The sequence below is a fragment of the Streptomyces sp. NPDC049040 genome, assembly GCF_043197715.1.
Classification (GTDB): domain Bacteria; phylum Actinomycetota; class Actinomycetes; order Streptomycetales; family Streptomycetaceae; genus Actinacidiphila.
Genome location: NZ_JBICTO010000002.1, coordinates 433,131 through 455,926 on the forward strand (window position 1 = coordinate 433,131; position 22,796 = coordinate 455,926).

The following is a 22,796-nucleotide window of genomic DNA, read 5'->3' on the forward strand; positions in this document are numbered from 1 at the left end:
GGTCTCCTTGGCTGGTGGCGGGGTGCCCGGCGGGTCAGGCGGCCTGCGCGGGTGACGCGGCGGGGGCCGCCGCTGTCCTGGTCCTGCGCCGCCGGCTCCGGACGGCCAGGTAGCCGGCCAGGATCAGCTCGCCGAAGTTGAGGATCAGGAAGACGATCACGTCGGCGACGCTGGCCGGCGAGAGGTTCGTGTGGAGCTTGTGCACGGCCATCCGCGTCACCTTCACGCCGGTCGGGATGACGGCGGTCAGCAGGGTCGTGGTCAAGAAGACGTAGCCGGCCAGCATGAGCCAGGAGTACCAGCGGGCGACGTCGCGGTCCCGGTCGGTCCAGCCGGACTCGTCGACCGCGCGGTCGGGCCGCCTGACCAGCCGCGCGAAGCGGTTGCGGAGCTGCTGGCGGGCGACGGTCTGCAGGTCGTTGCAGCCCAGGACGGTGATCGCCAGGTAGTACAGGTCCGTGCGCAGGAAGAAGTAGAACTGCCAGGCCAGCCGCAGCACCACCGCGAAGGCCATGGACAGCAGCAGCCGGTAGACCACACCGGCCGCACCGCCGGAGCCGTGCAGCCCTGCCGCGCCGAGGGTCAGTCCGCAGATCACCAGGACGTCCAGCAGCATGCCGGCCAGCATCGGCAGGTAGCGCTTGCGGCGGGGCACCGCCACCAGGCCGTCCAGCGCGGTCACGAAGACGACGTAGTAGAAGCGCCGGCCGATCGACAGGGTCGAGTTCAGGCCGAGCCTGCGGCCCGCGAGGGCGTGGAAGGCCTCGTGGGCGAGGATCCACGGCACCTGGCCGAGCACGATGCCGAGGGTGAGCACCACCAGCGAGGAGTGGGTGAAGAACAGGTGCTGGTAGCGCGGCACCAGGTCCGGGGTGCGGATCGCGGCGATCAGGGCGGCGACGACCAGCAGGCCGTAGGCCGCCCAGGCGACGGGTGAGAAGACCGCCCGCCCGAGGCGCTGCCAGCGCACGGGACCGGCCGCGGCGACCGCTTCCTCGCCGTCCTTGACCAGCAGCTCGAGCTCCTCCAGGACCTCGAGGAATTCCGCGACGTCCACCTGCTCGCCGTAGGTCTCGGTGTACCAGCGGGCGGCGGCGTTGGGTGATTCGCCGGCTTCGAGGCGGCGCAGCAGCGCGGCGCCGTCCACCGGGAAGAGTCCGTAGGAGTCGATGTCGGCACGGCCGACGGTGACCTCCTCGCCCTCCTCCAGATAAGTCAGCGGGTGCAGCCGCACCGGCCTGTCGAGATCCGGGGAAACCGTTGCCATATCTGCCTCACTGGTACGGGTCGCAGGCGGCTGTCGGGACTGCGGTCGCGCTGTATGGGGCTGTCGTGCTCAGGTGGCCCGGGCCGTGCGGGCTCGGCCCGGGCCGTCCCGAGTACGGGACCGGCCCGGGCCGGTGACTCAGCTGGCGCCGCAGCAGTAGGCCGAGGCGGCGGCCGAGGTCAGACGTACGGTGCCGGCCTTGCGAACGGTGATCTTCTTCATGGCGGACTCCTTCTCTCAGGCGGTGCACTTCGCCGTCCGACAATTCGGCGGCGTCCCGATTTCTCGGGCGTATCAGAAAGAAAAGGGAATGCTTTGGCCACAAGATGGTGCGTTCACCGGTCCATTCGGAAACGGGGCTTCCCTCGTCTCCGGCCCCGACAGATTTACATGGGACACGGAAGCGTGTCAACGGGTCAACGGAGCGTATTCGGCCGCTCGCGGCCAAGATCAAATCCTATTGGGAAAGCCGCATTATGCGTTCCGTGATGATCCGGGTTCCGTGGACGGAAGCGCGGCGGCGGTGTCATAGTCGGCGCAGGATCCCGGAATGCTCGGGAGTCATCGACGGGGAAGGTGTCTCACGTGGCTGTGTTTAGTGGGAACGATGTTTTACCGGTGTCGCATGGTGTTTGATCTGGCTCAGCGATTGGTGACCGATGACTTATGGGACCTGGTGGAGTCGCTGCTCCCGGCCTTTACCGGCCGGCGCCAGGGCGGGGGTACCGCGCCACTGGACGAGCGCCGGGTGTTCACGGCCGTGGTGTACGTCCTGATGTCCGAGTGTCCGTGGCGGCAGCTGCCGCCACGCTTCGATGTCTCACCCGCCACCGCTCACCGCAGGTTCACCGCGTGGACCAGGGCGGATCTGTGGCGGCGGCTGCAAGTCAGGGCCGACGACCCGTACTTGTCCTTCCGTGAACAGCGCTGGGTCGCCGCGATAGTGGCGGCGGCCGACCGGAGGGGCGTTTCGGCGGCAGCCACGCGAGACGCCCCACCATGACCGCAAATGTCCCGTTGTTTTGCCGGGTCGCCCGAGCGGCGCCCCGGCCTCCCTGGCCGGCCGGCGGGCCGGTGCCACCCGCGGGAGTGGTGACCCCCCGTGACCGAACGGGCGGTCGGGGCCGAGGGCGGATCCGGCCGGTTGACGGCGGTTCCGGCCGAGAGGCGACAGGCCCGGCCGGCGCGCGGCGCATCCCGCCGGCCGCGGCGGGTCCGACCGGCAGGGGTGGATCTTGCGGAGGTCGCGGGCCGGTACGATGCGAAGCCCCGTACGCCCCGAGAAGGGAGCCCCGCCATGGCGGGAGAGCCCCAGGCCGACTGCCTGTTCTGCAAGATCGTCGCGGGTGAGATCCCCGCCACGATCGTCCGCGAGACGCCGACCACCCTCGCCTTCCGGGACATCAACCCGCAGGCGCCGACCCACGTCCTGGTCATCCCCCGGGTGCACTACCCGGACGCCGCGGCCCTGGCGGCGGCCGACCCCGGCGCGGTCGTCGACGTCCTGCGCGAGGCCGGGGAGGTCGCGGCGCAGGAGAAGGTCGACGGCAGCGGCTACCGGGTCGTCTTCAACACCGGCCCCGGCGCTGGGCAGACCGTCTTCCACGCCCACGCCCATGTGCTCGGCGGCCGCGACCTCCAGCGGCTGGTCTGAGGCGGCCCCGCCGCCGGAACCGATGTCCGCTCGCGAACTCGTCGTCCTCGGCACCGCCAGCCAGGTCCCGACCCGGCAGCGCAACCACAACGGCTACGTGCTGCGCTGGGACGGCGAGGGCATCCTCTTCGACCCCGGCGAAGGCAGCCAGCGCCAGATGCTGCACGCCGGGGTGTCCGCGCACGACCTGACCAGGATCTGCGTCACCCACTTCCACGGCGATCACTCGCTCGGCCTTGCCGGGGTGATCCAGCGCATCAACCTCGACCGGGTGCCGCATCCGGTCACCGCCCACTACCCGGCCGGCGGGCAGCGCTACTTCGACCGGCTGCGGCACGCCACCGCCTACCGCGAGACGGTGCCCTTGCGCGAGCAGCCCGTCACCGGCGACGGGGTGCTCGCCGTGACACCGGACTTCACCCTGGAGGCGCGCCGGCTCTCCCACCCCGTCGAGGCGTACGGCTACCGGCTCACCGAACCCGACGGGCGCCGGATACTGCCCGCCCGGCTGGCGGAACACGGCATCGCGGGACCCGACATCGGCCGCCTCCAGCGCGAGGGCGAGCTGAACGGCGTCACCCTCGCCGAGGTCAGCGAGCCGCGGCCGGGCCAGCGGTTCGCCTTCGTGATGGACACCAGGCTCTGCGACGCGGTGCCGGAGCTGGCCGAAGGCTGCGACCTGCTGGTGATCGAGTCGACCTTCCAGGACCAGGACGCCCGGATGGCCGAGGAGTTCGGCCACCTGACCGCCGGTCAGGCCGCGGCGGTGGCCCGCGACGCGGGCGTGCGCCACCTGGTGCTGACGCACTTCTCGCAGCGCTACCCGGAGCCCGCGGGCTTCGAGGAGCAGGCCAGGGCGGCCGGCTACACCGGCGGCCTGACCATCGCGGCCGACCTGGTGCGGGTCCCGGTGCCCAGCCGCCGCTGAGCCCGGGACCGCCGCGCTCCCACTCCCGTCGTGGCTGACCACGGGGACGGGTTCGGCTGCGCCTACGGCAGGAAGTACATCGGGTTGGGCAGCTTGAAGGACTTGTCCGCGTAACCGCCGGACAGGTCGCTGTACTGGTCGCCGAAGTTGCCGATGATGTCGTAGCCCAGCGACTCGATGTGCGCCCGGGTGCCGGACTTGTACTGGATGGTGGTGCAGGTCGAGCCGCAGCTCAGGTACGCCGGCGGGGCCGCGTTGTTCTTGAGGTAGAGGTGCGCGGTGTCGGGCGCGGCCTTGTAGCCGACCGCGGACAGGTTGCGTACGGTGTCGGCGCGCTGGGCCTCGGGGCGGCCGGTGATCCAGAAGACCGTGACGCCCTGGTCGGCGGCCCAGTTGGCCAGGGTGTCCATGCCGAAGACCGCCGGCATGTTCTTGGTGTCCAGGTAGGCCTGGTTGCTGGCGGGGGTGTAGTTGAAGCCCACCTCCAGCTCGTAGTTGTAGGTCAGCACGCTGGTGTCGTCGACATCCAGCACGATCGCCGACTTCCTGCCCCGGCTGCCGTGCCCGCCGTGGCCGTTGTCGCGCAGCGCGTGCGCCAGGTCGGCCTTGGCCTTGGCCTCGATGCCGGCCAGCTGGCGGGCGTAGCTGCTGTCGGCCGACGCGAAGTGCTCGCCCGAGGCGTCGACCGTGTCGCCGTAGTAGGCCTTGATGTCGTTCACCACGTCGGTGAGGTTGGGGATCTCCTTGTCGCTGCGCGGCACCGAGTTGTCCGCGGTGGCGGCGCCGACGCCGTAGAAAGTGGCGCCCAGGGTGACCGCGGCGGCGGTCAGTGCCAGCGAACGGCGGGACAGACGGGCACGGGACATGACGGTGCTCCTTCAACGCTGGTTGGTGCGGCGAAAGTTAGACCCACTGATCCGGGCAGGTCAAGCAAGGTCTACGCGCGTATCGTCACATCGCAGGTCAGAAGCTGTTTCCCTGATGTTTCACCGGAGTTCGCCGATGTGTCACCAACCGGCGGCGTCGAGGATCCGCGACGCCGCCGCGGCCGAGTCCACCAGCGGGTGCAGTGCCAGCGCCCGCAGCGCGGCCCGCCGCGATCCCCCCGCCGCCGCCTCGATGGCCGCCCGCTCCACCGCCTTGACCGCCAGCATCAGCCCGGCCTGGTGCTCGTCCGGCGCCGCCACCGGCAACGGGCGCGCCCCGAACGCCCCCACCTCGCACGGCACTTCCACCACCGCCCCGGCGTCGAGGAAAGGCAGCGCCCCGCCACCGGGAACGTTGAGGATCAGCACGGTCCGCTCGTCCCGCGCGATCGCGCGCATCAGCGCGAGCGCCACCCGGTCGTAACCGCCGCCGTCCAGGTCGTGCGGGTCGCGCTGCCAGCCGCCGCTCGCCGCACGGCTGTCCGCGCCGTACGTTTCCTCCCGCTGCCGCCTGGCACCCTCCCACAGCTCGAACGCCCGGGACGGCTCGCGGTCCGCCGCCGCGAAGAAGGCGCCCTGCTGCCGGTCGAGGTACTCCCCCCTGGTGTGCTCGGCGGACCGCACCGCGGCCAGCGTCTCGCGGCGGAAGTAGTAGTAGTGCAGGTATTCGTTCGGCAGCGAGCCGAGCGCCGCGAGCCACTCGGGACCGAAAAGCCGCCCCTCCTCGAAGGTGCCGAGCGCCGCCGGGTCCGCCAGCAGGCCGGGCAGCAGGTCGCGGCCCGCCACGGTGAGGCGGCGCAGCCAGCCCAGGTGGTTCAGGCCCACGTAGTCGTAGCCGAAGTCCGGCGCGTCCGGGTCGGCGCCGGCCGCCCGTGCGGCGCGCCGCACCAGGCCCACAGGGGAGTCGCAGATCCCGATCACCCGCGGCCCCAGCACCCGGGACATCGCCTCGGTGACCATGCCCGCCGGATTGGTGAAGTTGATCACCCACGCGTCGGGCGCAAGTGCCCGGACCCGCTCGGCGATCCGCACCGCGACCGGCAGCGTCCGCAGCCCGTACAGCACCCCGCCCGCGCCCACCGTCTCCTGCCCGAGCACCCCCTCGGCCAGCGGCAGCCGCTCGTCGCGGACCCGCCCCGCCGTCCCGCCGACCCTGATCGCGGAGAAGACGAAGTCCGCGCCCCGCACCGCGTCGTCCAGATCACCGGCGAGCCGCACCTGCGGGCCGCCCGGCCCCGAGCCCGCCAGCACCGCCGCCACCACCCGCAGCCGCCGCGGGTCCTCGTCGTGCAGCACCACCTCGGTGATCAGCGGGTCGCCGGCCAGCGCCCGGTGCACCAGCGGCACCCGGAAACCGCCACCGCCCAGAATCGTGAGCTTCACCCCTGCTCCTCCCCGTGGATCCCCGTCACTGTCAGTGCTGTCGTGCACAGTGTGTTCCATGGACGACCAGCCCGTTCTCGACCCGCTCGGCACGCTGCGTGCCGCGGGGGACCCGGCGACCGATGTCTACCTCACCGGCACCGTCTTCCTCGACGTCATCTTCACCGGCCTCGACAGCGCGCCCGTGCGCGGCACCGAGTCCTGGGCGCGGGGCATGGGCTCCAGCCCCGGCGGGGTGGCGAACATGGCGACGGCGCTCGCCCGGCTCGGCCTGCACACCACCCTGGCCGCGGCCTTCGGTGACGACGTCTACGGCGACTACTGCTGGGAGAGCCTGTCGGTGGGGGAGGGGGTCGACCTGGGGCCCTCCCGCCGCATCCCCGGCTGGCACTCCCCGGTCACCGTCTCGATGGCCTACGAGGGCGAGCGCACCATGGTCAGCCACGGGCACCGGGCGCCGCCGCCCGAGGAGGCCGTCCCCGCCTGCCCGCCGCCCGCACGGGCGGCCGTCGCCTCGCTCGGCCAGCGCGAAAGGGCCTCGGACGAGGAGCCGGCGCCCGAAGCCGACCGCGAGTGGATCGGCCGCGCCGCCGCGACCGGCACCAAGGTCTTCGCCGACGTCGGCTGGGACGACACCGGCCGCTGGGACCCGGCGGACCTCGACGGACTGCACCACTGCGCCGCCTTCCTGCCCAACGCGGAGGAGGCCATGCGCTACACCCGCACCCCCACCCCGGCCGCCGCCGCCCGCAAGCTCGCGGAAAGGGTCCCGCTGGCCGTGGTCACCCTCGGGGCCGAAGGCGCGGTCGCCGTGGACTCGGGCAGCGGCGAGACCGCCGAGGTGCCCGCGCTCATCGTGGACGCCCTCGACCCGACAGGGGCGGGGGACGTCTTCGTGGCCGGATTCGTCACCGGCACCCTGGCCGGCTGGCCGCTCACCGACCGGCTCGCCTTCGGCTCGCTGTGCGCCGCGCTGTCCGTCCAGGAGTTCGGCGGCTCGCTGTCCGCGCCCGGCTGGCCCGAGGTCGCCGCCTGGTGGACGCGGGCCAAGACCGCCGCGGGCAGCCCCGCGGAGGCGCTGCGGAGGTACGCCTTCCTCGACGACCTGATCCCGCCGGCCCCCCGCCGCTGGCCGCTGCCGCGGGCGGTGCCCACCATCGGCTTCCGCCGCGCATGACCCCAGGCCGCCCGGCCGCCGGGCGTCGCGGGCCCGGCAGGATCCGCCGGACGTCCCCTAATCCCCTCGGCGGCCGACGGCCCACGTCGTAGGCTTGGTAACCCAAGGCCCGAACGGGCTTTCCTCGATCAGCAGAAAGCGGGATGAGCAGGCCCTAGCGCCGGCCCATGACACAGACACCGACAAAGCAGCAGCCGCAGCCGCCACAGGCGCGCGCCCACTTCGTCGTACCGGCCAAGCACCCCATGGTGACCGTCCTGGGATCTGGCGACGCTCTCCTCCGCGTGATCGAGCAGGCGTTCCCGGCCGTCGACATCCATGTACGGGGCAACGAGATCAGCGCCGTCGGCGAGGCCGGCGACGTGGCACTCGTCCAGCGGCTCTTCGACGAGATGATGCTGGTCCTCCGCACCGGCCAGCCCATGACCGAGGACGCCGTCGAGCGCTCCATCGCCATGCTGCGGGCCAACGGCGACGCCGCGGACCAGGACGCCGAGACACCCGCCCAGGTGCTCACCCAGAACATCCTGTCCAGCCGCGGCCGCACCATCCGCCCCAAGACGCTCAACCAGAAGCGGTACGTCGACGCCATCGACCGGCACACCATCGTCTTCGGCATCGGCCCCGCGGGTACCGGCAAGACCTACCTGGCGATGGCCAAGGCCGTGCAGGCGCTCCAGTCCAAGCAGGTCAACCGCATCATCCTGACCCGGCCCGCGGTCGAGGCGGGCGAGCGGCTCGGCTTCCTGCCCGGCACCCTCTACGAGAAGATCGACCCGTATCTGCGCCCGCTCTACGACGCGCTGCACGACATGCTCGACCCGGACTCGATCCCCCGGCTGATGGCCGCCGGCACCATCGAGGTCGCCCCGCTGGCTTACATGCGCGGGCGTACGCTCAACGACGCCTTCATCATCCTGGACGAGGCGCAGAACACCAGCGCCGAGCAGATGAAGATGTTCCTGACCAGGCTCGGCTTCGATTCCAAGATCGTCATCACCGGTGACGTCACCCAGGTGGACCTGCCGAACGGCACGAAAAGCGGGCTGCGCCAGGTGCAGGACATCCTCGCCGATGTCGAGGACGTCCACTTCTCCCGGCTGACCAGCACCGACGTGGTGCGCCATAAGCTGGTCGGACGCATCGTGGACGCCTACGAGCGCTACGACAACGAGATCGCCGCGGAAGACGGCGGCAGTGGCGCAGGCGGCGGCCGCAACGGCGCACGGACCAAGAGAAAGTAACCGACCACATCATCATGGCGATCGACGTCAACAACGAGTCCGGCTGGGATATCGACGAGCAGGCGGTCCTCGACGCCGCCCGCTACGCGCTCCAGCACATGCGCATCCATCCGCTGTCGGAATTGTCGGTGATCGCGGTGGACGCCGACGCCATGGAGCAGCTGCACGTGCAGTGGATGGACCTGCCGGGCCCCACCGATGTGATGTCCTTCCCGATGGACGAGCTGCGTCCCGGCAAGGAGGACGAGGAGCCCGCACAGGGGCTGCTCGGCGACATCGTGCTGTGCCCCGAGGTCGCCAAGCGGCAGGGGGAGGAGGCGCCGACCGGGCACTCCATGGACCAGGAGCTGCAGCTGCTCACCGTGCACGGCGTCCTCCACCTGCTCGGGTACGACCACGAGGAGGCGGACGACAAGGCCGAGATGTTCGGCCTGCAGAAGTCCATCCTCGACGCCTGGCGCGCCGAGCGCGGCATCGAGGGGCCCTCGCCGGCGCCCACCACCCACTGACGGCGGCGCGCACCGCATGATCGTCTCCGCAGTCCTGCTCGTCATCGTCGCCTGGCTGGCCGCCTGCGCCGAGGCGGCCATCGCCAGGATCTCCCGCTTCCGCGCCGAGGACGCGCTGCGCTCGGGCCGCAAGGGCGCCGCGAACCTGCTGGCGGTGGCCTCCGACCCGACCCGCTACCTCAATGTCGCGCTGCTGGTCAGGGTCGGCTGCGAGACCGCAGCCGCCGTACTGATCACCGTGGTCTGCGACCGCGGCTTCGACCGCACCTGGCAGGTGCTGGCCGTCGCCATCGGCGTGATGGTGCTGGTGTCGTACGTCGCCGTCGGCGTCTCGCCGCGCACCATCGGCCGCCAGCACCCGATGAACACCGCGACGGCCGCCTCCTACGTCCTGCTGCCGCTGGCCCGGGTGATGGGTCCTGTGCCGGGGCTGCTCATCCTGCTCGGCAACGCGCTGACACCCGGAAAGGGCTTCAAGCGCGGCCCGTTCGCGAGCGAGGCGGAGCTGCGGGCGATGGTCGACCTGGCCGAGTCCGAGTCGCTGATCGAGGACGACGAGCGCCGGATGGTGCACTCGGTCTTCGAGTTGGGCGACACCATCGTCCGCGAGGTGATGGTGCCGCGGCCTGAACTGGTCATGATCGAGCGCTTCAAGACCATCCGTCAGGCCACCACGCTGGCGCTGCGCAGCGGCTTCTCGCGCATCCCGGTGACCGGGGAGAGCGAGGACGACGTGGTCGGCTTCGTCTACCTCAAGGACCTGGCAAGGCGCACCCACATCAGCCGGGAGGCGGAGAGCGACCCGGTCTCCACGCTGATCCGGCCTGCCGCCTTCGTGCCCGACACCAAGAACGCCGGCGACCTGCTGCGCGAGATGCAGCGGGACCGCAACCATGTCGCGGTCGTGGTCGACGAGTACGGCGGCACCGCGGGCATCGTCACCATCGAGGACATCCTGGAGGAGATCGTCGGCGAGATCACCGACGAGTACGACCGGGAGACCCCGCCGGTGGAGGAGCTGGGCGACGGCCGCCACCGGGTCACCGCCCGCCTCGACATCGGCGACCTCGGCGAGCTTTACGGGGTGCTGCTCGACGACGACGACGTCGAGACGGTCGGCGGGCTGCTCGCCAAGTCCCTCGGCCGGGTGCCGATCCCGGGCGCCACCGCCGTGGTGCCGCTGCCGGAGGACGGCTCGGGCGAACGCTCCACCGTGGCGCTGCGGCTGACCGCGGAGACGCAGGCGGGCCGCCGCAACCGGATCGGCACGGTGCTGGTCGAGCCGCTGGACGCCGCGGAGGCCGCGTCGCACGAGCAGTCGCCCCCGCCGGACGACGAGGTATGACCAGCACTTCTGGTAAGCAGCAGAAGCGGTCCTTGGACTTCTGATCAAGTCGGCGCCAGGCTGGAAGCAGCCCGGCAGCAAGCACCCGACGCGAGAAGCAGGAGCCCGACCATGCCCGACACCACCCGCGAACGCGCCCGCCACCCCGAGGACATCGCCCGCCTGCTCGTCGCCCGGGTCAACGCCCGCGACCTCGACGGCATCCTGGAACTCTTCGAACCCGACGCGGTCGTCGCCTACCCGGTCGACCGCCCCTCCCAGGGCACCGCGGCCCTGCGCGCCCTCTACGCCGGCCTGCTCGCCACCGACCCGGTCTTCGAGGTCGAGGACCCCCTCCCCACCCTGACCACCGGCGACCTCGCCCTCACCTCCACCGCCCCGAAGGACGGCACCGCTGGCCGCGTCCAGGTGGCCCGCCGCCAGCCCGACGGCACCTGGCTCCGCGTCATCGACCGCCCGGAGGCGTGAGGGCGATACGGCGGGGATGCCCAGAGCCCTCACCCCGGGCCGGTGAGCTCGTAAACTGAGGGTGCACAGCCGTACACCCTCAGCTCACCAGCCCCGAAGGGAAACGCCGTTGCCCCGGTCGGATCTCCGCTCCCTCTTTCGCTCCAACCAGCAGAACCTGACCGCCGAGGACGTCTTCGCGGACCGGATGGACGAGTGGGGCGCGGTGGCGCGCAGTCTGGAAGCCCACGCCGCCGCGGTCCGCCGACCCGACTTCAGCCTCGAGGACTTCGAGAGCGCGCGCCGCAACGTGTTGGTCTTCTACGGCGTGGGCGGCATCGGCAAGTCCACCTTCTCCAGGCATCTGGAAGAGCATCTGTCGGCCGACGGGCAGAGCACGGCGCAGTGGACACCGGTGCCCGACGGGGTCGGCCGCTTACTTCCCGTTCGCATCGACCTCTCGCGGCAGTCCGGCCTCGACTTCGAGGATGTAGTGCTGGCACTGCGACTGACGGTCGGACGTCTGGGACGACCGATGCCTGCGTTCGACCTTGCACTGCGGCGCTACTGGGACGTCAATCACCCCGGTGATCCGCTGGAGGCGTATCTCCGCCGCCATGGCTTCCTGCGGCGCTTCGCCAGCGCAGTGTCGCTGCCCGAGCAGGTGCAGTCCGTCCTCGGGGACATCGCCCAGGCCGTTGCCTTGCCCGGCACGCTCGGTGCGCTGGTGGGGCAGAGCCTGCGCTCCGTGGTCGGCTCGTTGCGCGAGCACCGTCAGAGCGTGAGAGCGCTGGCAGGCTGCGCCCGCCTCGCGGATCTGCTGGAAGCGGAGGCCGACCCGGACGCGCTCTCGTACTACGCCCACCTGCTGGCGTGGGATCTCGACCAGCTCCCCGCCGATCAGTCGGGCACTCCCGTGGTGCTGCTCGACACCTTCGAAGACGTCGGTGATCGCTCGCATCGCGAACTGGAGCGCCTTGTCCAGCGCGTCGCCTGGCTGATGCCCAACGCCCTGTTCGTCATCACCGGGCGAAACCGCCTCCAGTGGGACGACGACCGCCTCGACGGCCAACTCGACTGGACCGGCCCGTCGGCGTGGCCGCAGCTCGCACCGGGCAGCACTGCCGAGCCCCGCCAGCACCGGGTCGGCTACCTCTCCGCCCAGGACTGCGAACAGTACCTGTGCAGGCGACTCACTCGCGACGGACAGCCGCTGATGGCCGCGGACACCCGGCACGAGATCGTCCGGCGCTCCCACGGACTGCCGCTGTATCTCGACCTGGCGGTCATGCGCTACCTCGACCTTTACCAGCGCACCGGACATCAGCCCGGCGCCGGCGAATTCCACTACGACTTTCCCGCGCTGGTGGCCCGCACGTTCCGTGATCTTTCCGCGGGCGAGCGCCAAGTGCTCCGAACGATCAGCCTGTTCGACTCGTTCTCGGTCGACCTGGCGACGGCGGCCTCCGGCCTGGCGCGGGACGCACCCGCACTCCAACTGGTCGAGCGGCCGTTCATCGACTCCGACACCGCGGCTCCCTGGCCGTACCACCTGCACAACCTGATACGAGAAGCGGTCCGTGACGCCGACGAGACTGCGGAGGACCGCTGGTCCGCGGCGGACTGGCATCGGGCGGCGCAGCGGGCTCTCGACGCGCTGGGCGCGGAACTACCGGCCCTCGGTGCGGACCGGCCCCGGCTGCTGGCATGCCTCAACCAGGGGCTGCGGCTGGCCCGGGACCACGGGCTCGAACTCGGATGGCTGGTGGACGCTGCATACCGCTATGTCGCCGACTTCGTATGGGAGCCGGTGGAGCTGCCGCCGAGTACGCAGGCCGGACCGGCGTCCGCGCTCGCCGACACCATCAGCGCCATCGCGCGACGGCAGCGAGTCCACCGGCAGGAAGTGGTCAACGAACTCACCGACATTCTCGCCGCCGGCAGGCTTCCGTACTCCGCACAGGATCTCGCCCGCTACTACCTTGCCGAGTGCCAGCGGGACCTGGGCCGCCCGTACGAGTCCGCGGCAGGCATGGAGCTGGTCGCCGCGGGAAGCAGCCCACTGGCCTCGGCCGCGGCCCGCGGACTCGTCCATCTCGGCCGGCGACTCGGCGACTTCCCTGCGGTGCTGGCCGCCACCGAGAGGCTCGGCAGCGACAGCCGGCACCACCGCACGCTCGGCGACCTGTGGTGGACGCAGGGCAATATCGCCCTGGCCTGCTCCGCCTATGACGACGCCTGCCGCCAGGCGGAGGCCGAATCGGCCGAAGGCGAGGCCGCATTGAGCCGGGCCTGCCTGTCCTTTGCCGCCGCCTTCCAGGATCGTGCCCGCGCCGACCAGCAGATTCAACTCGCGGAGCACCTACTCCAGGGTGCCCGCATCCGCTGGGCCGAGATCCAGGCCAGGAACGCCGCTCTGCTCAGGGACGCGGGGGCCGAATCCGACATGCCGGTGCGCGCAGGCGAGGTCGAAGCCGACGCCCGAGCCAGCGGCCTCACCTCGTCTGTCGCCTACGCCCGGCTGGCGGTCTGCTTCCACCACGCTGTCCGCGGCGACCAGCCGGCACTCGATGCGGCGCGCGCCCGGTTGCGTGACTGCGTGAACGGAGCCGAATTCGCCTACCTCCTGGAGATTTCCCACTTCTTCGACTCCAGCGAGCCACCGGCGGATCTGCCACGGGCCAGCTGGATCGACGGCACTCCGGCGACGGCTGCCCGGTGGGCAGCGATCGCCGCGGACCGCCGAGCCGCCCTCGGCCTGCGCTGAAAATCCCGACCGCCTCCCGACCACCGTCGCCGACCGCTACCGTGCAGCCGTGGCCACCTACACCGCCCTCGGCGATCTCGACCTGCCTGCCCTTGCCGCCTGGTACGGACTGCGGGAGCCGGCCGTGCGGCCGATGAAGGGCGGAGCCGCGAACTCCAGCTTCCGGCTGGACACCCCGCACGACGGTCGCGCTTACGTGTTGAGCGCCCTCGACAACCACGACGAGGCCAGCGCACGGCACCTGGCGGGGATGACCCGAGGTTTCGCGCGTCTGGGGCTGCCCACCGCGCAGGTCGTGGCAAACCGAGACGGCGACGATGTGACCGTCGTCCGAGGCCGGCCCTTCCTCCTCAAGGAACTGATCGCCGGCGAGGTGGAGGACCCGTTGCCGCGGGCCCTGCTCGGCGCTGCGGGAGAACTCCTCGCGACGCTGCACGGCTTCTCGCCTGGGAGTCTGGACCTGCCGGTCGGCACGCGGCGCCTCTCCTCCGAGCACCGGGCCGCCGCCGCGGCCTTCCCCGACCGGGACTTCGCAGGCTGGCTGAACGGGCAGCTGGCCGAGGTCGGACGCCACGAGGCCGCTCACCGCCGGACGCCGACTGCGATTCACGGTGACCTCTTCGCGGACAACCTCATCGTCCGCCCCGACGGGCAGTTGTCCATCATCGACTGGGAAACCGCGTCCCTGGACGACCCGCTGCTCGACCTCGGCATGGCAGCGGTCGGACTCTGCCAGGACGCCGACGGGCACCTCGCCGCGGACCGCCTCGGTCTCCTGGTCGAGGGGTACGCCGATGTGCGCCCACTGTCGGCCGAGGACAGGGCGGAACTGCCTGTCGAGATCGCCCACGCGGCGACCATCATCGCGTTCCACCGTTACCACCGGCACAACGTGCGCTTTCCCGACCCGGCTCGTGCGACGTACTACCGGCGGATGGTCGACTTCATGGAATCCGTCCCCCGGGGCCCCGCCGGCTGAGCCGGCCGGGTCAGACGGTGAAGGTGCCGAGCATGCCCAGCAGGTTGGCGCTCGCCTCGTGGATCGAGCCGGCCAGGCCGGTGTCGGCCAGGTAGAAGCCGAGGGCGCCGCAGGCGAGGGCGTGGCTGGACTTGAGGGCGCTCTTGCGCTTCAGGAAGATCGTGACGGCCGCGAGGGCTATGACAAAGGGCATGTGCAGGAGCATGCGGGTCACCTCCAACTGACACACACTGCTCAGTCAGGCTAGGCTCCGGTCGCCGAGCGCGCATGTTCGGACACGGAGAGCCATGCCCGGCGGAACGCCCTATGATCGCGCGTATGAGTGATCAGCAGCCGGCCACCGACCTGCCGGACCCGGAAGACCGCAAGCTCGTCACGCTGGCCAGGTCCGCACGGGCGCGCAACGGGGTGCCCGAGGGGGCGGCCGTGCGCGACGAGACCGGCAGGACGTACGTGGCGGGCACGGTCGCACTGGAGTCGCTGCGGCTGAGCGCGTTGCAGACCGCGGTCGCGATGGCGGTGGCCAGCGGTGCGACGTCGCTCGAGGCGGCCGTGGTGGTCACCGCCGCGGCCGGGGCGGACGACGCCGACCGGGCCGCGGTCCGCGACCTGGGCGGCGCCGCGGTGCCGGTGATCGTGGCGGGCCCCGACGGGTCCGTACGCGGCGTCGTCAGCGCGGGCTGAGCCGGCTCACAGGGCGTCGGGGCCGCGTTCACCGGTCCTGACGCGTACCGCCGTGTCGACCGGCACCGACCACACCTTGCCGTCGCCGATCTTGCCGGTACGGGCCGCCGCGACCAGCGCGTCGATGACCGCGTCGGCTTCCGCGTCCTCGACCAGCACCTCGATCCTGGCCTTGGGGACCAGGTCGACGCGGTATTCGGCACCTCGGTAGACCTCGGTGTGGCCGCGCTGCCTGCCGTAGCCGCTGGCCTCGGTGACCGTCATGCCCTGCACCCCCATCTCCTGCAGGGCCGTCTTCACGTCGTCCAGCTTGTACGGCTTGATGACGGCGGTGACCAGCTTCATCCCAGTGGGCTCCTGTCGTGGGCGGCCTGCGCGCCGGCGTGCACGGCGGCGCCGTGGGACATGCCGTGCGTGAGTACGCCGTGATCGTAGGCCGTCTCCGCGTGCACCGTGAGGTCCAGGCCGGTCCTTTCGTGCTCCTCGCTCGCCCGGAAGCCCATCACCTTGTCGATCGCCTTGCCGAGCCCGTAGGTCACGGCGAAGGCGTACGCCCCCACCGCGGCGACGGCGACGGCCTGCCTGCCCAGTTGCGCGAGCCCGCCGCCGTACAGCAGGCCCTCGGGTCCGCCGGTCATCGACTCGGTGGCGAGCAGCCCGATGAGCAGGGTGCCGACGATGCCGCCCATCAGGTGCACGCCGACCACGTCCAGCGAATCGTCCACGCCCCAGCGGAATTTCCAGCTCACCGCGTACGAGCACAGCACGCCCGCCGCGAGCCCCACCACGGCCGCGCCCGGCACGTCCACGCTGCCGCACGACGGGGTGATCGCGACCAGGCCGGCGATCGACCCGGACGCGGCGCCCAGCGTGGTGGCGTGCCCGTCCCTGCGCTTCTCGACGATCAGCCAGCCCAGCAGGCCCGCGCAGCCCGCGGTCTGGGTGTTGAGGAAGGCGGCGCCCGCCATGCCGTTGGCGCCCAGCGCGGAACCGGCGTTGAAGCCGAACCAGCCGAACCACAGCAGCCCCGCGCCCAGCAGCACCAGCGGCAGGTTGTGCGGCCGCATCGAGTCCTTGCGGAAGCCCAGCCGGGGCCCGAGCACGATCGCCAGCGCGAGTCCTGAGGCGCCGGAGCACACCTCGACGACCGTGCCGCCCGCGTAGTCCAGGGCGTGCAGTTTCGCCGCGATCCAGCCGCCGTCGGCGAAGACCCAGTGCGCCACGGGGACGTATACGGCCAGCGTCCACACCACGACGAAGACCACCCACGCGCCGAACCGGGCCCGGTCCGCCACCGCGCCGCTGATCAGGGCCGCGGTGATCACCGCGAAGGTCAGCTGGAAGGTCGCGAAGAGCAGGGTGGGGACGTGCCCGTGCATCGAGGTGGGGCCGATGCCGTGCATCCCGGCCTGGCGGAGGTTGCCGATCAGGCCGAGCCCGCCGGCGTCGTGGCCGAAGGCGAGGGAGTAGCCGGCGATCAGCCAGACCATCGTGACCAGCGCGATCGACACGAAGCTCATCATGAGCATGTTGAGGACGCTCTTGCTGCGGACCATGCCGCCGTAGAAGAGCGCGAGTCCCGGCGTCATCAGCAGCACCAGGGCGGTGGCGGCCAGCAGCCAGGCGGTGTCGGCCGCGTTCACGGCCGTCTGGTCGGCGGTCAGCAGCAGCACGAGGGGGTCCCCTTCCACGGGCGGGTAGTGGAAGCGTCACGGGCGCGCGTTACCGTACGTGGGCGGTCGTGTTTCCGCGGTGTTTCGTGTTGCGCGGGCGTTTCGACACCCTCACGTGGGCGCCCGCCGGGCGTACCCGGGGCCTGCCCCGGGTACGCACCGGCCGCGGGCGTCACCCGCATCCCCGTTGTCGGGGAGAATGAGGCACATGAGCGCTCGTACCCCCTCCGCCGCCGGCCCCGTGCACCGGTCCGGCTTCGCCTGCTTCGTCGGCCGACCCAACGCCGGCAAGTCCACCCTCACGAACGCTCTGGTCGGCCAGAAGGTGGCGATCACCTCCAACCGGCCACAGACGACCCGGCACACCGTGCGCGGCATCGTGCACCGCCCGGAGGCCCAGCTCGTCCTGGTCGACACCCCGGGCCTGCACAAGCCCCGCACCCTGCTCGGCGAACGCCTCAACGACGTGGTGCGCAGCACCTGGTCCGAGGTCGACGTGATCGGCTTCTGCCTGCCCGCCGACCAGAAGCTCGGCCCTGGTGACACCTTCATCGCGCGCGAGCTGGCCGGGATCCGCAAGACCCCGAAGGTCGCGGTGGTCACCAAGACCGACCTCGTCGACTCCAAGGCCCTGGCCCACCAGCTCCTGGCCGTCGACAAGCTCGGCCGCGACCTCGGCTTCGAGTGGGCGGAGATCGTGCCGGTCTCGGCGGTCGCCGGTGAGCAGGTCGGCCTGCTCGCCGACCTCCTCGTCCCGCTGCTCCCGGAGGGCCCCGCCCTCTACCCCGAGGGCGACCTCACCGACGAGCCCGAGCAGATCATGGTCGCCGAGCTGATCCGCGAGGCGGCGCTCGAAGGGGTACGCGACGAGCTTCCGCACTCGATCGCGGTGGTGGTCGAGGAGATGCTGCCGCGGGAGGGCCGGCCCGCCGACCGCCCGCTGCTGGACATCCACGCGAACCTCTACATCGAGCGGCCCTCGCAGAAGGGCATCATCATCGGGCCCAAGGGCGCCCGCCTCAAGGAGGTCGGCGTCAAGTCCCGCCACCAGATCGAGGCGCTGCTGGGCACGCCGGTCTTCCTCGACCTCCACGTCAAGGTGGCCAAGGACTGGCAGCGCGACCCGAGGCAGCTCAGGAAGCTGGGCTTCTAGAGCTTCCCCGCGCGGCGGGCACCGCCCACCCGGGCCGGGCCCGGGTAGGGGCTCGGGCCCTTCAGGGTGCGGTGGATCGGCGCCGTCTCCGTCCTGCGGACCCCGGGAATCGCCGCCACAGGACCGCTGAGATAGCGGTAGAGCGCCCGCGCGTCGCGGCACAGCAGCGACGCGTAGACGTTCGCCGTCCCCGTGGTCGCGGCCGCGAAGGCCACCTCCTCGTGCTCGGCCAGTGCGGCGCCCGCCGCGGCGAGGCTGGCCGGCTCGACCTCGAGCAGCAGCACCGCCCGCATGTCGGGTGCGAGCAGCCCCGACCCGAAGTCGAGGTCGTAGTAGAGCGCCCCGGCCGTGCGCAGCTCTGCCATCCGGCGCCGCACGGACGTCGCGGACCAGCCGGTGATCGCGGCCAATTCCGCCGCGGGGACGCGCCCGTCCCTGGCGAGCTCCGTGAGCATCCGACGGTCGGCGTCGCCGAGCGGCACCGGATCACCGTCCGCCGCGACGGGCGGCGGCCGCAGCGCCCGTACCCGCGCGGGCTCCAGCGGCCCGGTCCTGCTGAAGGGGCTGAGGTCGTGGCCGAAGAAGACGTGCAGCAGCGCGTGCGCTGTGACCTGCACCACCTGCGGTGTCCTGGGCAGCTTCTGCAGCAGCAGCGCGTCGGCGTCCGTGTCGGGACCCGAGGCGTAGGTGAGGCAGCAGATCTCCGTGCCGCCGGACAGCAGGCTGACCCAGCGGGTGTCGGTACGCCTGGCCAGCGCCTCGCCGATGGACCCGGCGGCGTCGGGGGTGCAGCGGACCCGGACGAACCAGGGGGTGAGCCCGACCCGCAGCGGGTCGGTCAGCCCGAGGACCCGCAGGCCCGCGGACGCCCGCAGCCGGGCGTAGCGCCGGGCGACCGTCTGGTCGGACACGCCGAGCACCTCGCCGATCCGCCGGAAGGGGGCCCGGCCGTCGAGCTGGAGCGCCTGCGCCACCTGCCGATCGAGCAGGTCGAGATCGCCCAGCGGCTCCCACCGAGTGTCGGATTGCATCAGGACAGGCTATGCGGTGTCGGATTCCGCCGTCAGAGCCCCGTCCGCTGTGGTGGGTGAGCGGCGCCCCGCAATCTGGGGCCGTCCACCCCGCACAGCCGCACCACAGTGAGAACGGAGTCCCCCGATGCGCAAATGGCTGCCCCTCGTGACGATCTGCCTGGGCGCCTTCATCCTGCTCGTCGACGTCACGATCGTGAATGTCGCCCTGCCGAAGATGGCGTCCGACCTCGACGCGCCCTTCTCCTCCCTGCAGTGGGTGATCGACGGCTACGCCCTCGCCCTGGCCGCGCTGCTGCTGGTCGCGGGCTCGCTCGGCGATCTGCTCGGCCACCGGCGGATCTACGTCGCCGGGCTCTGCGTCTTCGCGGCGGCCTCGCTGGGCGCCGCGCTGTCGCCGAACGCGGGCGCGCTGATCGCGGCGCGGGCCGTGCAGGGGGTCGGCGGGGCGGCGATGTTCGCCACCTCGGCCGCGCTGGTCGCCCTGACCTACCAGGGACGTGACCGCGGGGTCGCCTTCGGCGTGTGGGGCGCGGTCAATGGCGCGGCGGCCGCGGCCGGGCCGATACTCGGCGGCCTGCTCACCCAGGGCTTCGGCTGGGAGGCCGTCTTCCTGGTCAACTTGCCCGTCGCCGCCGTCGCGATCGTGATCGCCCAGCGGGCCCTGCCGCCGGCCGGCAGGCGCGGGAAGGGCCGGCTGGACCTGCCGGGCGCCGCCACCTTCACGCTGGCAGCGGCCGCCCTCACCTACGCCCTGATCCGCGGCGGCGACGACGGCTGGGCCGGCGCGCCGACACTGGCCGCCTTCGCGGTGACCGTGGCGGCGGCGGTCGCCTTCGTCGCGGTCGAGGCCCGCTCCGGCCACCCCATGATCGACCTCGCGCTGCTGCGCCGCCCCGGCTTCTGCGGCCTGCTCGGCGGTGCCCTGCTCTACCAGGCCGCGGCCTTCAGCGGCCTGGTCTACTTCTCGCTGTGGCTGCAGGACGTGCTCGGCCTCAGCCCGATCCGCGGCGGCCTTGCCCTGATGCCGATGGCGGGTACCGCCTTCGTCGTCGCCGCGGTCGCCGGGCGGCACATGCACCGCGTCCCCGCGCGGGTCCCCATCGCCGGCGGCCTGCTCGTCATCGGCCTGGGCTGCGCCCTGCTGGCGCTGACGGTCCGCACCTCCTCCGGCCAGTCCGCGATCTTCACCGGGCTGGCGGTGATCGGCGCCGGCGTCGGCCTCACCACGCCGGTGCTGGCCTCCGCCGCCAATGACGCGGTCCCGCCGCACCAGGCGGGCATGGCGGGCGGCGCCGTCAACACCGCACGCCAGCTCGGCATGACCATCGGCGTCGCGCTGCTCGGCGCGGTCTTCACCGACCGGCTGCGTACGGTCGCCTCCCTGGGCGGGAGCGAGCACGCGGCCTACGCCGCCGGCCTCGACCGGATCTCCTGGTACGCGGCCGCCGCCGGTCTCGCGGGCGCGCTCGCCGTCTTCGCCTTGGTCCGCCCCTCCCGGACCGCGGCCCCCGCCCTTCCCGCGCACGGCCCGGACGCCCCGGCCGCAGCGGAGCGCAAGCCCGCCGCCCGCTGACCCGCTTCTGCCGAGGGGCCGTGACACCGGGGGCGGGCCGCGCCCCGCCCCGCCCCGCCGCTGGTGGAGCCCGCCGTATGTACAGCCGCACGTATATACGGGTCAGCGTGCTGACCCGTATATACGTGCGGCTGTCGGCTTCACTACGCTGAGGCCGGCGAAAGGCGGGACATGAAGCAGCGCGGGGGGAGCGGCCCGGTTTCCGGGCCGCTGGAGATCGGGCCCGGTGCCATCAGGTGGCAGCTGGTGAGCATCGTGTGCAGCAGCCTGGGCGTGCTGCGGCTGGCCGGACGGCACGACCACATCGTCGCCCTCGTCGGAATGTCGCTGATGGGCCTGATACTGGCAGCCGTGCTGCTGATGGTCGTGCGCCAGCTGCGGCTGCGCTCGCTGGGCCCGCTGCTGCGGATCGACGAGGCTGGGATCGCTCTCTTCGACGGCCGCACCGTCCGCTGGACCGAGATCCGGGAGGTCCGCGAGGTCGGCAAGGGCACCGGCCTGGCCTTCCTCCCCGCGGGCCCGGCTGAGCTGCCGGTCCTCGCCCCCGCACTCTTCATGGCGAGCCCTGAGGGCGTCGCCCGCCGCAGGACCGAGCGCTACGGCACCCCGCTGGTGGTCTTCCCCGCGGCCCTGGACACCTCCAAGGAGGAGATCAGCGCCGCGGTCCGCCGTTTCGGCGTTCCGCTGACCGGCCCGGACGGCGAGGCCGCCACCGCCTAGCCGGTGCGGTCCGTTTCAGCCGTCCTTCCGTGCTTCTGTCCTGATTCGACCCCCCGTTTTCGGTGACCGGGGTCACATATTCTCCTCACGTAAAGCGCCCCTTCGTTCACCCGCCGTGAATGAAAGGGCGCCCCCTTGTGATCCCCTCGATAGGGCGTGGGTCACATACTAAGCCGCTTAGTGAATACCCGGCCCGGTATCGCAGGGAGGATCGCCCTTCCATTCGACCGCTACGAATGCGTTGCGTAGACGGGGTCTTTGACCCGGCCTTCCGCCACCTCTAACAATTCAGGGGTCCCGCTACGGAAGAGGTAAATCCCTAATGCAGCTCCCCACGATCCCGAAGAAGCTCCCGACGTTCGCGAAGTTCAACCAGATGTCGAAGAAGCACAAGGTCACCGCAGCCGGCGCCGTCGCCGCAGCCGCGGTCGTGCTGACGGTCACCGGGCTGGAAGCGACCGCAGGAGCCGGTTCGGCGACCGCGGCGGCTGACCCCACCGGGTTCTCCGTCTCCACCGGTACGCACGCCAAGGAACTCGGCGCGCAGACCGGTATGGCGTCGCAGCACGTGATCCACGAGTCCACGCAGCAGAAGGCCCAGAAGAAGACCGACCTGGCCGATGCCGCGAAGAAGGCGACCGCCGAGCAGGCCGCCAAGAAGAAGGCCGCAGCCGACGCCGCGCAGCGCACGAAGCAGAAGCCCGCAGCCGAGCGCTCCACCCACCGTGCGGCCGTGGCCGCGCCGAAGAAGGCGCACTCCGTCACGCCGAAGAAGGCGCACTCCATCACGCCGAAGAAGGCCGTCGTCGCGAAGAAGGCCGCCGCGCCGAAGAAGGCGACCGTCAAGAAGTACGCGAACAACCTGGACGGCTGGATCAAGCAGTCGCTCGACATCATGCACAAGAAGGGGATTCCCGGCACCTACGAGGGAATCCACCGGAACATCATCCGCGAGTCCAGTGGTAACCCGAAGGCCATCAACCTGTGGGACATCAACGCCCGCAACGGCATTCCCTCGAAGGGTCTGCTCCAGGTGATCAACCCGACCTTCGACCGCTACCACGTGTCCGGAACGTCCCACAACATCTACGACCCGGTCGCCAACATCACCGCCGCGTGCAACTACGCGGCCGACCGGTACGGCACGATGGACAACGTCGACTCGGCGTACTGATCGCCCTCACCCGAGGGTGACAACGAAAGGGCGGCGGGGGGGGGCCGGCCCCCCCCCCCCCGGCGGGCCCCCCCCCCCCCCCCCGCCCCCCCGGGGGCGGGGGCGGGGCGCCGGGGGGGGCGCCCCCCCCCCCCCCCCCCCCCCCCCCCCCACCAAACC

General features: G+C 71.7%; 22 protein-coding genes. 15 read left to right on the top strand and 7 right to left on the bottom strand.

Annotated features, from left to right (window positions below):
• Positions 1-34 precede the first annotated feature (34 nt).
• The gene (locus tag ACGFMP_RS06770; protein WP_393670744.1) at positions 35-1,267 is read right to left on the bottom strand and encodes a hypothetical protein; all 1,233 of its coding nucleotides are present in this window, start codon (positions 1,265-1,267) and stop codon (positions 35-37) included.
• 625 nt (positions 1,268-1,892) lie between these two features.
• Here ACGFMP_RS06770 and ACGFMP_RS06775 point away from each other — a divergent pair.
• From ACGFMP_RS06775 to ACGFMP_RS06785, 3 genes are all read left to right on the top strand, one after another.
• The gene (locus ACGFMP_RS06775; RefSeq protein WP_393670745.1) at positions 1,893-2,270 is read left to right on the top strand and encodes a transposase; all 378 of its coding nucleotides are present in this window, start codon (positions 1,893-1,895) and stop codon (positions 2,268-2,270) included.
• A 294-nt stretch (positions 2,271-2,564) separates the two neighbouring features.
• A complete protein-coding gene (locus ACGFMP_RS06780) occupies positions 2,565-2,921 on the top strand; it encodes a histidine triad nucleotide-binding protein (protein ID WP_393670746.1) in 357 nt (118 codons plus the stop codon).
• Positions 2,922-2,943: 22 nt separating this feature from the next.
• Positions 2,944-3,849, top strand: a complete 906-nt coding sequence (locus ACGFMP_RS06785; RefSeq protein WP_393670748.1) for a ribonuclease Z — start codon at positions 2,944-2,946, stop codon at positions 3,847-3,849.
• A gap of 62 nt (positions 3,850-3,911) precedes the next feature.
• Here the strand turns inward: ACGFMP_RS06785 and ACGFMP_RS06790 are convergent, their stop codons facing one another.
• Together ACGFMP_RS06790 and ACGFMP_RS06795 are read right to left on the bottom strand one after the other, a co-directional pair.
• On the bottom strand, positions 3,912-4,715 hold the full coding sequence (locus ACGFMP_RS06790) for an HAD family acid phosphatase (RefSeq protein WP_393670749.1): 804 nt from the start codon (positions 4,713-4,715) through the stop codon (positions 3,912-3,914).
• Positions 4,716-4,856: 141 nt separating this feature from the next.
• Positions 4,857-6,218, bottom strand: coding sequence for a 6-phospho-beta-glucosidase (locus ACGFMP_RS06795; protein ID WP_393670750.1), 1,362 nt, complete (start codon positions 6,216-6,218; stop codon positions 4,857-4,859).
• On the opposite strand from ACGFMP_RS06795, the gene ACGFMP_RS06800 reads away from it, so the two are divergent.
• The 7 genes from ACGFMP_RS06800 to ACGFMP_RS06830 all read left to right on the top strand — a co-directional run bounded on the left by ACGFMP_RS06800 (position 6,217) and on the right by ACGFMP_RS06830 (position 14,626).
• Positions 6,217-7,335 (top strand): carbohydrate kinase family protein, encoded by a 1,119-nt coding sequence (locus ACGFMP_RS06800; RefSeq protein WP_393670751.1) that lies wholly within the window; start codon positions 6,217-6,219, stop codon positions 7,333-7,335. The genes ACGFMP_RS06795 and ACGFMP_RS06800 overlap by 2 nt on opposite strands.
• Before the next feature lie 167 nt (positions 7,336-7,502).
• Positions 7,503-8,579, top strand: a complete 1,077-nt coding sequence (locus ACGFMP_RS06805; RefSeq protein WP_393670752.1) for a PhoH family protein — start codon at positions 7,503-7,505, stop codon at positions 8,577-8,579.
• 14 nt (positions 8,580-8,593) lie between these two features.
• A complete protein-coding gene (gene ybeY / locus ACGFMP_RS06810; protein ID WP_393670753.1) occupies positions 8,594-9,088 on the top strand; it encodes an rRNA maturation RNase YbeY in 495 nt (164 codons plus the stop codon).
• Between the two features lie 16 nt (positions 9,089-9,104).
• A complete protein-coding gene (locus ACGFMP_RS06815; protein WP_393670754.1) occupies positions 9,105-10,433 on the top strand; it encodes a hemolysin family protein in 1,329 nt (442 codons plus the stop codon).
• Between the two features lie 111 nt (positions 10,434-10,544).
• Positions 10,545-10,901, top strand: coding sequence for a YybH family protein (locus ACGFMP_RS06820; protein ID WP_393670755.1), 357 nt, complete (start codon positions 10,545-10,547; stop codon positions 10,899-10,901).
• A gap of 109 nt (positions 10,902-11,010) precedes the next feature.
• On the top strand, positions 11,011-13,647 hold the full coding sequence (locus tag ACGFMP_RS06825; protein WP_393670757.1) for an ATP/GTP-binding protein: 2,637 nt from the start codon (positions 11,011-11,013) through the stop codon (positions 13,645-13,647).
• A 49-nt stretch (positions 13,648-13,696) separates the two neighbouring features.
• Complete coding sequence (locus tag ACGFMP_RS06830) at positions 13,697-14,626, top strand: phosphotransferase (RefSeq protein ID WP_393670758.1); 930 nt, start codon at positions 13,697-13,699, stop codon at positions 14,624-14,626.
• Positions 14,627-14,636: 10 nt separating this feature from the next.
• On the opposite strand, the gene ACGFMP_RS06835 is transcribed toward ACGFMP_RS06830, so the two are convergent.
• On the bottom strand, positions 14,637-14,819 hold the full coding sequence (locus ACGFMP_RS06835) for a DUF2304 domain-containing protein (protein WP_393670760.1): 183 nt from the start codon (positions 14,817-14,819) through the stop codon (positions 14,637-14,639).
• Positions 14,820-14,932: 113 nt separating this feature from the next.
• On the opposite strand from ACGFMP_RS06835, the gene ACGFMP_RS06840 reads away from it, so the two are divergent.
• On the top strand, positions 14,933-15,310 hold the full coding sequence (locus ACGFMP_RS06840) for a cytidine deaminase (RefSeq protein WP_393670761.1): 378 nt from the start codon (positions 14,933-14,935) through the stop codon (positions 15,308-15,310).
• A 6-nt stretch (positions 15,311-15,316) separates the two neighbouring features.
• Here the strand turns inward: ACGFMP_RS06840 and ACGFMP_RS06845 are convergent, their stop codons facing one another.
• Together ACGFMP_RS06845 and ACGFMP_RS06850 are read right to left on the bottom strand one after the other, a co-directional pair.
• Entirely contained in the window at positions 15,317-15,655 is a 339-nt protein-coding gene (locus tag ACGFMP_RS06845) for a P-II family nitrogen regulator (RefSeq protein WP_393670762.1), read from the bottom strand.
• Positions 15,652-17,001 (bottom strand): ammonium transporter, encoded by a 1,350-nt coding sequence (locus ACGFMP_RS06850; protein WP_393670763.1) that lies wholly within the window; start codon positions 16,999-17,001, stop codon positions 15,652-15,654. Before ACGFMP_RS06850 ends, ACGFMP_RS06845 begins: the two co-directional genes overlap by 4 nt.
• Positions 17,002-17,182: 181 nt before the next feature.
• Between ACGFMP_RS06850 and era the strand changes: the two genes are divergently transcribed.
• On the top strand, positions 17,183-18,136 hold the full coding sequence (gene era, locus ACGFMP_RS06855; RefSeq protein WP_393670765.1) for a GTPase Era: 954 nt from the start codon (positions 17,183-17,185) through the stop codon (positions 18,134-18,136).
• On the opposite strand, the gene ACGFMP_RS06860 is transcribed toward era, so the two are convergent.
• On the bottom strand, positions 18,133-19,167 hold the full coding sequence (locus tag ACGFMP_RS06860) for an Lrp/AsnC family transcriptional regulator (protein WP_393670766.1): 1,035 nt from the start codon (positions 19,165-19,167) through the stop codon (positions 18,133-18,135). The genes era and ACGFMP_RS06860 overlap by 4 nt on opposite strands.
• A gap of 127 nt (positions 19,168-19,294) precedes the next feature.
• Between ACGFMP_RS06860 and ACGFMP_RS06865 the strand changes: the two genes are divergently transcribed.
• The 3 genes from ACGFMP_RS06865 (at position 19,295) to ACGFMP_RS06875 (ending at position 22,637) form a co-directional block, all read left to right on the top strand.
• Positions 19,295-20,743: an MFS transporter gene (locus tag ACGFMP_RS06865; RefSeq protein WP_393670767.1), complete on the top strand. Its 1,449-nt coding sequence runs from the start codon at positions 19,295-19,297 to the stop codon at positions 20,741-20,743.
• A 171-nt stretch (positions 20,744-20,914) separates the two neighbouring features.
• Entirely contained in the window at positions 20,915-21,463 is a 549-nt protein-coding gene (locus ACGFMP_RS06870) for a hypothetical protein (RefSeq protein ID WP_393670768.1), read from the top strand.
• A 322-nt stretch (positions 21,464-21,785) separates the two neighbouring features.
• Complete coding sequence (locus ACGFMP_RS06875; RefSeq protein ID WP_393670770.1) at positions 21,786-22,637, top strand: transglycosylase SLT domain-containing protein; 852 nt, start codon at positions 21,786-21,788, stop codon at positions 22,635-22,637.
• Positions 22,638-22,796 lie beyond the last annotated feature (159 nt).